Raw genomic sequence first — 13046 nt, forward strand, 5'->3', positions numbered from 1 at the left:
GATACTGACGAAAGCAGGAATACTCCCCCTCGTTCGCAATAAGTGTACTGTGCCGCGCTTGGTTTTGCCGCCGAATCCAGTTTTCTGTTTCGATCGCTGCGCTAGCATTGGCTCGACCGTGACCACCCACGAGAGGTACCCGTGAGTAATCGATCCAACAATTCCATTCAGCGCAGCGGCGACCGCGGCCCGGGTTTCGCTTCGCGCACCCTCGCGGGGTTTATCTTCGCGAGTCGTTGGTTGCAGGCTCCGCTGTATCTTGGGCTGATTATCGCGCAGGGCATCTATGTCGTGTTGTTCTTTGTTGAACTCTGGCACCTCTTCGAGAAGATTTTCGAAACCGGAAAGTTCAACGAAACCGATGTGATGCTCAGTGTGCTCGCGCTCATTGACATCGTGATGATCGCGAACCTGCTGATCATGGTAATTATCGGCGGCTACGAGACCTTCGTTTCGAAGATCCGAGTCGACGGCCACCACGACGAGCCCGACTGGCTTTCCCACGTCAACGCGAACCTGCTGAAGGTGAAGCTGGCGATCTCGATCATTTCGATTTCGTCGATCCATCTTCTGAAGACCTTTATCGAGGTCGGTCGCATGGATAACGGCATCGTGAAGGATTCAGCCGGAACGGTGATCTACTCAAGCACCGGCGTGTTCTGGGAGGTCATGATCCACCTCGCGTTCATCGTCTCGGCACTCGCGCTCGCCTGGATCGATCACCTGAGCAAAAAGCACCCCGGTGATAGCCACGAGCAGGTCACGGCGGGCAGGATCGAGGCTGAGCTTATGCACCCGCGCGAGGTTGCCGTGACGGTCGCCGCGGCACCGGCCACTCCGGCCGCCCCCGCGGATGGCTTTGTTACTGTGCGGCTGCCCGCTGGCACACAACTGCCCGACGGTGCCGAGGTCGTCGAGCACCACCCGCGCTAGTTTTGCCGCTAAGCTAGACCGGTGCCTTCGGGCACACTCACGCGCGAGTGGCGGAATTGGCAGACGCGCTGGATTTAGGTTCCAGTGTCTTCGGACGTGGGGGTTCAAGTCCCCCCTCGCGCACGTGTGACGGTTTTGCGCTCCCCCGGGGCCTCAGCCCCTTACCCGGTTTCGACGATTCCTGCTAGTCGCCAGCCATCAGGTAGCCCCGATATTTTTTGGGCCATGAACCAAACTCCCCGTGCCCCGCGCCCATCGACCGAGCTTGAGGTATTTAGTACGGAGTTCTTAAGCCCCCATCTTGTGCGGGTTCGACTTGGCGGCGAGGGTTTTTCTGGGTTTGAGGATCGACCCGAAACCGACAAGTACGTAAAGCTCAAGTTCGTTACTCCTGCACCAGAGTCCCACCCCGTCACTCGCACGTATACGGTTCGTCAGGTCGACGCCAAGAGCCGCACACTCGATATCGACTTCGTTGTGCACGGCGCGGACGGTCTCGCGGGCCCCTGGGCCATGGCCGCACAACCCGGCGACAAGATCACCCTCGTTGGTCCGGGAGGCGGCTATTTGCCCGATCCTGAAGCAGCCTGGCATCTCTTTGCGGGAGACCTATCAGCGGTTCCCGCGATCGCGGCCGCGCTAGAGGCACTCCCCGCCGATGCCGTCGGTGCTGCGTTCATAGAGGTCGAGTCTGACGACGCGATTCTCGACCTTGCCGCACCCTCGGGCGTTGATGTGAAGTGGATCGTGAGCGCGAGCCCCGATCCCGACCTCCTCGCGGAGCACGTGCGGAGCCATGCGTGGCCAAACGAAGCCGTACAGGTTTTTGCTCACGGTGAGCGTGAGTCGATGAAGGCACTGCGCCGTCTGCTCGTCAACGAGTTGGAAGTGCCGCGCACACAGCTGTCGCTGTCGGGGTATTGGGCTCGCGGTCGTTCAGAAGACCGTTTCCAGGCCGAAAAACGCGAACCGATCGGGCAGATTTTTCCTGCGAGCTGAACGGCGTGCAGTCCGATAGTTCTTTCGGGAGACTGATCACATGAATATCCTGCTCCTCGGCGGCACGGCTTGGCTCGGTCGCACCATTGCTGAGACCGCGGTTGCGGCCGGTCACGATGTGTCGTGCGTGGCGCGAGGGACGGACGCGCCCGCGGGTGTAACCCTCGTGCAGGCGGATCGTGACGAGGATCACGCACTCGCTTCTCTCACGGCACCGGGCACGGCGCGCTGGGATGCCGTCATAGATGTCGCCAGGCAACCCGGGTATGTGCGGCGGGCCGTTCATGATCTTGCGGCACACGCTGAGCGATACGTGTACATCTCATCTTGCAACGTTTACGCCTCGCTTGCGAGCTACGGAATTGACGAAGCCGCGCCGCTGAACACCGCGCTGACTTCGGACGTCATGGCTTCTCCTGACGAATACGGCGCCGCAAAGGTGGCCTGCGAAGAAGCGGTGCTCGCGGGCTTCGGCGCCGATCGCACCATCATCATAAGACCGGGGCTGATTGGTGGGCCCGGAGATCCTACTGGCCGCAGCAGCTACTGGCCATTGCGCTTTGCTCGACCGTCAAACCCGCAGGCCCAAGTGCTGGTTCCCGACGCTGCTCAGCAACTCACCTCGGTGATCGATGTTCGGGATCTCGCAGCGTGGATCATGCGGCTGCTTGAACAGACGGTGAGCGGCATCTTCAACGCCGCCGGCAACCCAACGCCACTCGGAGAACACCTTGCTATCGCCCGGCGGCTCGCTGACCACAAAGGTTCACTCGTCGGAGCTTCACCGGAATGGCTTGCCTCGCAAGATGTGGCGCAGTGGTCAGGGCCTCGGTCCTTTCCTCTCTGGCTCGCCGACCCTGAGGCACGTGGGATCGGTGCGCTTTCAAACGAGTCCGCTCGCGCAACCGGCCTCGTTCTGAGACCACTCACCGACACGCTGAGCGACACACTCGCTTGGGCTAATTCCTGCGGCATTGCGACCGTGACCCGTTCTGGGCTGACAGATGACGAGGAGTGCGAACTGCTGGGTGAACTCGGTCGGGCATGAGGTCAACACCGCAGTCCGGCCATAATGGTCAACGTGACAAAACGGAAAACCAACAAGTTTGTGTACGTTCTCGTTGCGTGCGTCGTTGCCGCATCGGGCATTCTGGCGCTGTTCAACGAGACGCTAAGCGCTGATCCTAAACCCGCCACTGCTGCGGATACGAGCAACGCCGCAAACGTGCTCGAAACGCTCGAGGTCAAGGGCCGGGCACCGAAGACCGGTTACGATCGCACCGCACAGTTCGGCGCGGCCTGGACCGATGTTGATCGGAACGGGTGCGACACCCGCAACGACATTCTGGCGAGGGATCTGAGCGACGTGACGCTCTCCGGAAGCTGCAGGGTCATGTCGGGCACACTTGAGGATCCGCTTACCGGTTCAACCATTAACTTCGTGCGCGGGCAGCAAACCTCATCTGCGGTGCAGATCGATCACATCGTCCCGCTCTCTGATGCTTGGCAGAAGGGCGCACAGCAGCTCACTCAGGATAAGCGCATCGCCTTCGCGAACGATCCGCGCAACCTGCAGGCCGTGTCTGGAAGAGCGAATGCGCAGAAGAGCGACGGAGATGCTGCCACCTGGCTGCCGGAGAACAAGGCGTTTCGATGCGAGTACGTCGACCGCCAGATTACGGTGAAGGCCGCCTACAAGCTGTGGGTGACACAGGCGGAGAAGGCGGCGATGATTCGTGTGCTCGATTCCTGCTCGTAGATGCACCACACACTGAATTCTCAGCAGACTCCATCACCCTCACAGACCGCTTAGCTACGGTTGTTGTGAGGGTGCAAGGGGCGCCCTCGTCTCATCACGTCTTCGTTGTGACCGCCGCTTGGGGAAACTTGGCCGGTCACCAAGGCCTGAATCAATGATGTTCTGCGCGCATCACTTTTAGATGCGCGCCTACTTTGTGCTGAATACAACACGAATCTTGGGGAGCTGCTGTATGAACCGTCGTCCGTCAAAGAACAAACTTTTTGCCTCCGGTATTGCCGGAGTTGTACTTTCACTCGCTGTCGGGGCTCCCGCGATGGCCGCGCCGGGCGATGAGGTCGCCTTCGCAGACGACAAGCTGCGCAGCTGCGTAAATAACGAGATCGGCCAGGCTCCGGATTCGATTGTCACCGAGGCCCAAGCCGGCTCGATCACCTACCTCTCCTGCGGTTCGCAGGGCATTGAGTCGCTGGCTGGTGCCGAGCACCTCACCTCACTGCGGTACGCCCACTTCACCGACAACAGCATCAGCGATGCGACACCCTTCGCCGATCTCGACGAGCTTCTCCACGTCTCACTCGCGCAGAATCCGATAAGCAGCACCGCTGGCCTCGAAGGACACTCGAAGCTGGCACGAATCTTCCTCTACAACACTGAAGTTGACGACATCAGCGGCCTGAAAGATCTGCCAAGCCTCTTTGGCCTCTATCTTGGAAACACCGGCTTGAGCGATCTGACGCCGCTGGCAGGTCTCCCCTCGCTACAGCAGTTTGCGGCAGATGACAGCAAGATTTCCTCGCTCTCAGGAGTCGAGAGCCTGCCGAATCTGAGCCAGCTGGTGCTCAACGGAAACCACATCTCAGACCTGACCCCGCTCGCTGGTGCAACCGCCATGCAGCAGCTCCTGCTCAACGACAACACGATCAGCGATGTGACCCCGCTTTCGGGCCTCACGACGATGTGGCAACTTGAGCTTTCAAACAACCACATCAGCAATGTCTCCGGGCTTGCTGGGCTCTCCGCCCTCGAGGATCTCTATGTTGACGGGCAAACCGTTGGTCTCCCAGATATCACGGTCGGCGAACCTCAGGCCAACCCGATTGTGTCGTCCGACGGCACAGGCGTTACGCCGAGTTCCACGACCGCAACCGTCGATGCGGCAGCCAACAGCTGGACCTACACCGCAGCAGGAACAAACGAGCTCACCTGGGAGACCGAACTTAACATCGGCGCTGCAAGCGGTCCGTTCAGCGGGACCATCACGCAGTCGTCCGTTGCCGCACCGGTTGGCCCGACGGATCCAACTGACCCGATCGTGCCGACAGATCCAGTGGATCCCGCAGCCCCTGTAACCCCGGAGACACCACAGCCCGGCGACAACAACACGACGGCCAACGAGGTGACGCCAGTAGCTGCGCAGTCGCTCGCTCAGACAGGATCGCCAGACCTGTCGTGGATCGCCTTCACCTCTGCGCTCATTGTGCTCGTCGGGGGCGGCCTCGTCGCCGCTCGACTCACCCGTCGCAACACCGAGGCCTAATTCACAGCTTAGTTCGGGGCCCGTGCCGTCGCAGTTCGCGACGGTGCGGGCCCTGTCCTTTGTCTCAGCACCCACCCCGTTTCAAGAGAGCCTTCCCTGTTAGGCTCGATCCTCGTTGGTCGTTTCACAAGCTTCAGGAGGTCTCATGCGAACACGCAGTGTGATTCTCCCACTTGTGCTCACAGTGGCTTTTGCGCTGTTTGTGCCGTCATTTTGGATGATCGACGTCTTTCAGTCCCAGACCCCCGAGGCCATGATCGTCACCTCGGATCAGCCATCGACATCTTCTGCTGCTGCAGGTGCGCCCTGGAGCGTCGCAGACGAGGGCAGCGATGATTTGGACCCGTTCACTCCACTGACACCACCGCATGTACCGCTCAGCGCTACGGCACTGTCAATGGATCCTGTGATCCTGCCTCCACCAATGCAAATTACCCAGGTCGACTTCAATCTGCGTGATGCACTTCCTCCCTCGGCAAGTCAAGAAGTTCCGACAACCCCTCCGTTACCCCAAGCGTGAACGCGCGGCGCCCCGCGCCGCTACTCCGCCCGCATCAGGGCACGATTACACGTTTACGAATTTGGAGCACCTATGCCCTCACAACTGACCCCCCTTCACGACCCGCCGCCGTTCCGGCACAGAAAGCGTATTTCACGCCGCCGACGGCTCCTCACGACAATCTCTCTCAGCATGGCGGTCATTGTTGCCTCGACCGTAGCCGTTGTGGCCATCGCGCTGCACCAGTTCGAGCGAAGCATCGTTCGCTCAGACTTTGTACTCCCCAAGGTTGACACTGAGGATTTGGACCCGGGCGAGCAAAATATTCTGATTATGGGCATGGACAGCCGTCTCGATCAGAACGGCAATCCCCTTCCGGATTGGATGTATGACGCACTCCAAGCAGGAACCGCTGACGACGGCGGATACAACGCAAATGTGCTCATTCTGCTGCACATACCCGCGGACCGTTCACGTGCGGTCGGGATCGCGATCCCTCGCGATGACTACGTGGAGCTGTCCGGGGACCTGGTCGGCGGCACACAGGCCAAGATCAAGGAAGCTTACGGGCGCGCCATGAACGTGCGTCTGAACGAGCTCCTCAGCGAAGAAGGTCTCTCCGAGAAGGACGCGTATCAGCAGGCTCGCGCCGCGGGGCGCCAAGCGCAGATCGAAACGGTCTCACACTTTCTCGGCGACATTCGCATTGACCACTTCGTCGAGATGACCATGGGCGGCTTTTACAGCATCGCCGAGGCCGTCGCGCCCATTCAGGTGTGTCTGAACCAGGCAACCTCTGACGTCTACTCTGGTGCCGACTTCGCCGCGGGCGTTCAAGAAATTGATGCGAGGCAGGCAATTAGCTTCGTGCGTCAGCGTCGCGACACCGGCTTTGATGGACCAAACCTCACGGATCTCGACCGCTCCCGCCGCCAGCAGGCGTTCCTTGTGAGTCTGGCCGACAAAATCAAGCAGCGTAGCACCCTCACCAATCCGAAAACAGTGGTCACGCTCATGGACGTGACGAAAAACTACGTTGCTGTCGACACGCGGTTCGACGCGATCGGGTTCTTGGGCATTGCGCGCGAGGCCTCAGAAAACGGCGTGCAGTTTGTGACACTTCCGGTCGAAACTTTTGACACGATTGATGGCGCCTCGGTGAACATCGTTGATGTCGAAAAAGTGCAAGGGATCGTTGCCGCCGTGCTTGACGGCAGCTACTTCAACCAGGCTCCCCCCGCAGAGGATCCCGAGACAACCCCCGACGCAACGGATCCTGCTGCAGAGCCATCCACGGATCCCGAAGCCCCGGCCGCTACCCCGGCACCCGCAACTCCCGCTCCCAAGAAAAAGGGAGCCTCGGAGGTTACAACCTACGAATCTTCGGACGATCCGATCCAGGCGGGCACCATGCCCTGCGTCAACTGAGTTCAAGGATCTGAGTTCAGATGTCAACGCCTACCAAGGCGAAGTTTGTGCTGCCCGCAGAACGGTCTGCTCGATTCAGGGTCATTCCAGCTGCTCCAGCACCACTTCGGCGACTCACCATTTTGCTGCTCGCCATGATTACGCTTCTCGTCGGCTTGGGCGTCATCATGGTGCAGTCGGCGGGCCAGGTCGTGGCAATTTCGAATGGCGGGAGCCCGTTCAGCGGGCTGCTCCGGCAGGGCGGGTTTGCCCTGATCGGGATCTGCTGCATGGTCCTTCTCAGCCAAGTTTCGACAGCGCGTCTCAGACGGTATTCGTGGGTCGCACTGCTGTTCGGGATCGCGCTGCAACTACTGGTGTACACACCCCTCGGGTATGAGGCTGGAGGCAATCGAAACTGGCTCAGGGTCGGTCCAGTGTCTATGCAGCCTGCGGAGTTTATGAAGGTTGTGCTGCTCGTGTGGGTCTCTGCCGTGATAGCCAACAAGCAGCCGCTGCTTTCCCGGTGGCAGCACGTGGCGATCCCGATCCTGCCAGTTGTGGCACTGTCTATGTTCATCAATGTGCTCGGCGGCGACCTGGGCACGCTCATGGTCATTGCTGCCCTGGTCTTTGGGTGTCTGTATTTCTCTCAGGTGCGCTGGCGAATTTTGGGTGGGATCGCGCTACTCGCCGCCCTTGGAGTCGCGGTCATGACCGCGATGAAACCAAACCGGGTGTTCCGCGTGATCCAATTTCTCGAGATTGATTGCCTTACGGATGCCGCCCACGCTCACGGTATGTGTTGGCAATCGCTCAACGGATTCTGGGCACTTTCGAACGGCGGGCTGCTCGGTGCTGGCGTTGGCAATTCGAAGGCCAAGTGGTCGTGGTTACCCGAATCTGAGACCGACTTTATCTTCGCGATCATCGGAGAAGAGATGGGTTTTCTCGGGGCGGTCGCGGTGATCCTGTTAATCGTCGGGATCGTCGTTGTTCTATTGGCGTTGCTTGCGCGCTGCACCACACCGTTTGCCACTTCGATTCTCGGTGGACTGCTCGTGTGGATTGGCGCGCAAGCATGCGTCAACATCGCGGTGGTGCTCGGGTTTATTCCAGTTTTGGGTGTGCCGTTACCGTTTGTCTCGGCCGGGGGTACCTCGCTGGTGTCTGGGCTGATGGCGGTGGGGGTTGTGCTTGCTTGTGTGCGGGAGGAGGCGGCCGGCCCGCCGCCCCCGGCGCCTACTAGATAGGATTCAAGCACTATGGCAATCGGCTCAATGATGCACACATTTACGGTACAACTGGCAGACGTGGATCGCGGGGTGTACGAAGACTTCAACATTCGCGTGGCCCGCCACCCCTCCGAGACCGATGCGTTTATGATGACGCGGCTGCTCGCGTACTGCCTCGAGTACGAGGAAGGCATCGAATTTGGTGGAGGCGTCTCGACCACCGACGAACCGGCGGTGCTTGTGCGAGATCTCACCGGCAAGATAACCGCGTGGATCGAAGTTGGCGCCCCCGATGCCGCCCGGCTGCATTTCGGCAGCAAACTCGCGGATCGCACAGCGGTCTACACGCACCGAGATCCTGCGAAGTTACTCGCGAGCTGGGAGGGAAAGACAATCTACAACGCCGAGGCGATCCGATTCCGCAGTTTCGAGCCCGCCTTCATTTCCGACGCAGTTGCCAAGCTTGAACGTCGCAACACGCTCAGCCTCTCGGTCACTGAAGGGCAGATGTATTTCGAGCTCAACGATACGTCGCTGAGCTCACCCATTCACGAACACCACCTCCCCTAGGCTCACTCAGTCACAGCTTGTGGGCTTCCTGAAAGTTTCGGAAATCACTATCGCTCACGATACTCGACGATATATCGTTAAGTATCGTTGGAACAATCGAAGTGGAGAACATCATGAGCAGTTCATTCCCCGGAACCCCCTTCCCAGGCGGTCCGTTCGGCGGCGGTATGCACACCGAAAACATGTGGCAGGCATTCGACCACCTGCGCTCGAAGTTTGAAAAACGCGCGGGATCCCGCATGGGCCGCGGCGATGTCCGTACCGCGGTGCTCACCCTTCTTCTTGAGGCTCCCATGCACGGCTACCAGATCATCCGCGAGATCGAAGAGCGCAGCGGTGGCAGCTGGAAGCCAAGTGCAGGCTCCGTCTACCCCACCCTGCAGCTGCTCGCCGATGAGGGGCTCATTTCGGCCGAAGAATCCAACGGGCGCAAAACCTACATGCTCACTGAGGCGGGTCGCGAAGTCGCCGAAGAAGAAGCTGGCACCGCCCCCTGGGAATCGACGCCCACAAACGACGATCCGCGGTTCGGCGCGCTCCCGAAAGCGGGGTTTGAGTTCGCTCAGGCGGCCACCCAAATTGGCCGCTCGGGCTCTACCGAGCAGATCGAGCAGGCTGTCGAGGTGATCGACGAGGCCCGCAAGCGGCTCTACTCAATCCTCGCCCAGGACTAGCGCGCGTGTCGTCAGGTTCAGCCTCGGCATCGCGCCGCTATCGCCGCATACTTCGCTTCGCGGCCTGGAATCTTGTGGTGACCTGGTGGTTCGAGCTTTTTCTGCCTCGAATCGGCCTCGCCAAGGTCGCCGAGCGCACCCGCTCGAACCGCATGCAAAAGGTGGCTCGCCGATTCCACGTGCTCGCGATCGAGCTGGGTGGCCTCATGATCAAGGTCGGGCAGTTCATGTCGTCTCGACTCGACGTGCTGCCTCCCGAGATCACTAAAGAACTCGAGGGGCTGCAAGATGAGGTGCCCGCGGAGTCGTTTGCAGCGATCCGCGCCCGCGCCGAGGCCGAGCTGGGCATGCCGCTCGAACGCGTGTTTGCTTCGTTCGATGAACAGCCCATCGCGGCTGCCTCACTGGGACAGGTGCATCGTGCACAGCTCACCGCAAGCGATGCCGCAGAAACAGGTCTTAAGAACGTCGTCGTCAAGGTGCAGCGGCCCGACATCGACGTGATCGTTGACATCGACCTCGCCGCGCTGCGCAAGGTTGGTGGATGGCTGAGCCGGGTCAGGATCATCGCAAAGCGCGTAGACGTGCCGCAGCTACTCGAAGAGTTCGCGCAGACCAGCCACGAAGAGATCGACTACCTGCACGAGGCGGCGAGCTCCGAGCGTTTCGCGCAGGAGTTTGCGGACGACGCCCGAGTGAGTGTGCCCGCGGTCGTGTGGGAACGCTCGACTCGTAGTGTTCTGACGCTCGAAGATGTTACCGCGATCAAAATCACCGATCTTGCCGCGCTGCGCGAGGCAGGGATCGATCCGCGTCAGGTTGCGCTGGCGTTTGCCGACGTTATGTTTGACCAGCTGTTCGCAAACGGGTTTTTTCACGCGGATCCGCACCCGGGCAACATTTTCGTCACACCGTTGAAAGACCCAGCGGCTTCCCCCGCGTGGAAGCTCACCTTCATCGATTTTGGCATGATGGGTGAGGTTCCGGCGAACACACGAAGCGGTCTGCGAAAACTACTCATCGCGATCGCATCGCGGGATGGCAAGGCGCTCGTCTCCGCGATCCGCGATATTGGTGTTCTTATGCCGTCCGCCGACACGAGTGAACTTGAGCGCGCCATGACCCAGCTGTTCTCGCGGTTCGGTGGCATGGGCTTCGCTGAGCTACGCAACGTGGATCCGCGCGAGTTCCACGACTTTGCCATCGAATTTGGTGAGGTCGTTCGTTCGCTCCCGTTCCAGTTACCCGAGAACTTCTTGCTTGTGGTGCGCGCTATCTCACTCACCTCGGGGGTGTGCAGCGCGCTCGATCCCGAATTCAATCTTTGGGAGTCCGTTGAACCGTACGCCGCGCAGCTTTTGAAGGAAGAGGGCGGCAACGTCATCCAAGACTTTGCGAGCGAGGCGGTTCAAATCGCGAGCATTGCTTGGCGGCTTCCGAAGCGCGTTGACGCACTCATCGACCGAGTCGAAGACGGCTCGGTGGCGGTCTCGACACCCAAACTTGAGCGCAGAATCTCGCACCTCGAACGCACCGCCAGGCGTCTCGTCTCAGCGGTGCTGTTTGGCGCCCTGCTTATCGCGGGGGCTGTGCTGCGCGGGTACGATCTGGTCTTCGGCACGGTGCTCATGTCGGTATCGGTTTTGCCTCTGCTCCACGCGCTCTTCGCCGGCCGAATGGGGCACCGTCCACCGGGTTGATGAAGAGCTCTGCTTTGTGACTTGCAGCTTGGCCTGCTAAGTTCATGGTGCGTGTGATGAATGTTCCGCGTTGATGAAAGCGAGGTGAGTGTCCGAAATGTCAAGTGACAGTACCAGTCCGCAGCCGGTCACCACGGTCGCTCATCTTTCTCTTTGAGGCTTTAGCTTGCTAGCTCGCCGAAGAGGTGAGCTGTTGCTTCGTGGCTGCCCGGCTATCCCGCCATACCGCGAGCACCAGCTGAAAGAGCAAAGCCATGACTCTGCAGATCGCCGATCTCAACGAACTTATCGAGACCATTGACGGGCTCCTTGCGCGCAAGGATCTCGTCGCGCTCACCGAGCAACTCACCCCGCTTACCACGTCAGACATCGTCGACGTGCTTGAGCGACTCAATCTGCGCGAACGCGCCATTATTCACCGACTTCTCTCAAAGGACCGCGCACTCGAGGTCTTCGAGATGCTGCCCCCTGCCCTGCAGAGTGACCTGCTGACGGGTCTGCAAGACGCAGACGTATCGACCTTGTTTGCCGAACTCGACCCCGACGATCGGCTGTGGCTGCTCGACGAGGTGCCCGCTGTACTCGCGGCGCGTCTGCTGCGCGGGCTCCCCGAAAAGGAACGCCTCCTCACCGCAGGTCTGCTCGGCTACAAGCAGGGCAGCGTCGGCCGTCGCATGACGCCGGAGTTCGTCACCACCCACATCGGCATGACAGCCGCTGAGTCGATCGACCGAGTGCGCGCACGTCTCAAAGACGCCGAGACCGTGTACACGATCCCCGTACTCGACGACAGTCGACACGTGGCAGGTGTTGTCAGCCTGCGCGATCTGCTCGGGGAGGATCCGGACGCTCTCGTCGAGACCTTCATGCAGCCGGTGTACACCGCCGAGGCCACCGACGAGGCAGAAAAGGTGGCGCGCATGTGCACCGATCTGCGTTTGCTCGCTCTGCCCATCGTTGACAGCGAGTCACGCTTGCTCGGCATGCTGACCATCGATGATGCCGTGCGGATCCTCGAACACGAGGAAAGCGAAGACGCGGCTCGCCAGGGTGGATCTGAGCCGCTGAACCGCCCTTACCTCTCAACGCCGGTTGTCACGCTCGTTCGCTCGCGCGTCGTTTGGTTGCTCGTGCTCGCAGTGGGTGCGACGCTCACGGTGCAGGTGCTTTCCGCGTTCGAGGCAACGCTCGCCGAGGTCACCGTGCTGGCACTCTTTGTGCCGCTGCTCATCGGCACGGGTGGCAATACCGGCAACCAGGCTGCGACCACGGTGACCCGCTCACTGGCCCTCGGTGATGTTCGCCCACGCGACATATTGCTGGTGCTCTCACGAGAGCTGCGCACGGGCGCCCTGCTCGGCATGCTGCTCGGGCTGATCGGGTTCGGGATCGCGGGCATCGTGTTCAGCCCAGAGATTGGGCTCGTGATCGGCCTGACACTGCTCGCTATCTGCACGGTGGCCGCGGCCGTGGGCGGCGCGATGCCGCTGGTGGCGCGTGCGATCCACGTTGACCCCGCGGTGTTCTCAAACCCGTTTATCACCACGTTTGTGGATGCCACCGGTCTGATCATCTACTTCGTGATCGCCCACGCGATCCTGCACCTGTAGCCCCGGCGCCCGCCCGCGGTCCCGCGGTCCCACGGTCTCACGGTCCCACCGCTCCCCAGCCCACCATCCCGCGGTCCCACCGTTTCCCGGCCCACCATCCGCGGTCCCACGTTCCCCGGC

12 protein-coding genes and 1 tRNA gene are annotated in these 13046 nt (G+C 60.7%); all 13 read left to right on the forward strand.

All coding sequences use genetic code 11. The annotated features are described in order from the left end of the window. Positions 1 to 141 precede the first annotated feature (141 nt). Positions 142 to 933, forward strand: coding sequence for a TIGR00645 family protein (locus G7068_RS02390; RefSeq protein WP_166288336.1), 792 nt, complete (start codon positions 142 to 144; stop codon positions 931 to 933). 41 nt (positions 934 to 974) lie between these two features. Continuing rightward, a tRNA-Leu gene (locus tag G7068_RS02395) sits at positions 975 to 1056 on the forward strand. A 102-nt stretch (positions 1057 to 1158) separates the two neighbouring features. After that, complete coding sequence (locus G7068_RS02400; RefSeq protein ID WP_166288339.1) at positions 1159 to 1932, forward strand: siderophore-interacting protein; 774 nt, start codon at positions 1159 to 1161, stop codon at positions 1930 to 1932. Between the two features lie 40 nt (positions 1933 to 1972). After that, the gene (locus G7068_RS02405) at positions 1973 to 2980 is read left to right on the forward strand and encodes an NAD-dependent epimerase/dehydratase family protein (RefSeq protein WP_166288342.1); all 1008 of its coding nucleotides are present in this window, start codon (positions 1973 to 1975) and stop codon (positions 2978 to 2980) included. Between the two features lie 24 nt (positions 2981 to 3004). Further along, a complete protein-coding gene (locus G7068_RS02410; protein WP_166288345.1) occupies positions 3005 to 3691 on the forward strand; it encodes an HNH endonuclease family protein in 687 nt (228 codons plus the stop codon). A gap of 232 nt (positions 3692 to 3923) precedes the next feature. Beyond that, complete coding sequence (locus G7068_RS02415; protein ID WP_166288348.1) at positions 3924 to 5231, forward strand: hypothetical protein; 1308 nt, start codon at positions 3924 to 3926, stop codon at positions 5229 to 5231. Positions 5232 to 5376: 145 nt separating this feature from the next. Then, positions 5377 to 5751: a hypothetical protein gene (locus tag G7068_RS02420; RefSeq protein ID WP_166288351.1), complete on the forward strand. Its 375-nt coding sequence runs from the start codon at positions 5377 to 5379 to the stop codon at positions 5749 to 5751. 171 nt (positions 5752 to 5922) lie between these two features. Then, positions 5923 to 7158, forward strand: coding sequence for an LCP family protein (locus tag G7068_RS02425; protein WP_244304624.1), 1236 nt, complete (start codon positions 5923 to 5925; stop codon positions 7156 to 7158). A gap of 20 nt (positions 7159 to 7178) precedes the next feature. Beyond that, positions 7179 to 8390 carry an FtsW/RodA/SpoVE family cell cycle protein gene (locus G7068_RS02430; RefSeq protein WP_166288357.1) on the forward strand — a complete coding sequence of 404 codons (1212 nt, stop codon included), beginning with the start codon at positions 7179 to 7181 and terminating at the stop codon, positions 8388 to 8390. Positions 8391 to 8402: 12 nt separating this feature from the next. Beyond that, positions 8403 to 8942: a YaeQ family protein gene (locus tag G7068_RS02435; protein ID WP_166288360.1), complete on the forward strand. Its 540-nt coding sequence runs from the start codon at positions 8403 to 8405 to the stop codon at positions 8940 to 8942. A gap of 113 nt (positions 8943 to 9055) precedes the next feature. Then, on the forward strand, positions 9056 to 9616 hold the full coding sequence (locus tag G7068_RS02440; protein ID WP_166288363.1) for a PadR family transcriptional regulator: 561 nt from the start codon (positions 9056 to 9058) through the stop codon (positions 9614 to 9616). 5 nt (positions 9617 to 9621) lie between these two features. After that, on the forward strand, positions 9622 to 11316 hold the full coding sequence (locus G7068_RS02445; RefSeq protein ID WP_166288366.1) for an ABC1 kinase family protein: 1695 nt from the start codon (positions 9622 to 9624) through the stop codon (positions 11314 to 11316). 254 nt (positions 11317 to 11570) lie between these two features. Then, complete coding sequence (mgtE, locus tag G7068_RS02450) at positions 11571 to 12926, forward strand: magnesium transporter (protein WP_166288369.1); 1356 nt, start codon at positions 11571 to 11573, stop codon at positions 12924 to 12926. Positions 12927 to 13046: the final 120 nt, after the last annotated feature.

It is taken from the genome of Leucobacter viscericola (genome assembly GCF_011299575.1).
GTDB lineage: Bacteria > Actinomycetota > Actinomycetes > Actinomycetales > Microbacteriaceae > Leucobacter > Leucobacter viscericola.

What these genes read in the sequence shown, in the direction of transcription:
- G7068_RS02400 (WP_166288339.1), top strand. Translation starts at nt 1,159, where the DNA reads ATGAACCAAACTCCCCGTGCCCCGCGCCCATCGACCGAGCTTGAGGTA.
- G7068_RS02405 (WP_166288342.1), top strand. Translation starts at nt 1,973, where the DNA reads ATGAATATCCTGCTCCTCGGCGGCACGGCTTGGCTCGGTCGCACCATT.
- G7068_RS02410 (WP_166288345.1), top strand. Translation starts at nt 3,005, where the DNA reads ATGGTCAACGTGACAAAACGGAAAACCAACAAGTTTGTGTACGTTCTC.
- G7068_RS02415 (WP_166288348.1), top strand. Translation starts at nt 3,924, where the DNA reads ATGAACCGTCGTCCGTCAAAGAACAAACTTTTTGCCTCCGGTATTGCC.
- G7068_RS02420 (WP_166288351.1), top strand. Translation starts at nt 5,377, where the DNA reads ATGCGAACACGCAGTGTGATTCTCCCACTTGTGCTCACAGTGGCTTTT.
- G7068_RS02425 (WP_244304624.1), top strand. Translation starts at nt 5,923, where the DNA reads ATGGCGGTCATTGTTGCCTCGACCGTAGCCGTTGTGGCCATCGCGCTG.
- G7068_RS02430 (WP_166288357.1), top strand. Translation starts at nt 7,179, where the DNA reads ATGTCAACGCCTACCAAGGCGAAGTTTGTGCTGCCCGCAGAACGGTCT.
- G7068_RS02435 (WP_166288360.1), top strand. Translation starts at nt 8,403, where the DNA reads ATGGCAATCGGCTCAATGATGCACACATTTACGGTACAACTGGCAGAC.
- G7068_RS02440 (WP_166288363.1), top strand. Translation starts at nt 9,056, where the DNA reads ATGAGCAGTTCATTCCCCGGAACCCCCTTCCCAGGCGGTCCGTTCGGC.
- mgtE (WP_166288369.1), top strand. Translation starts at nt 11,571, where the DNA reads ATGACTCTGCAGATCGCCGATCTCAACGAACTTATCGAGACCATTGAC.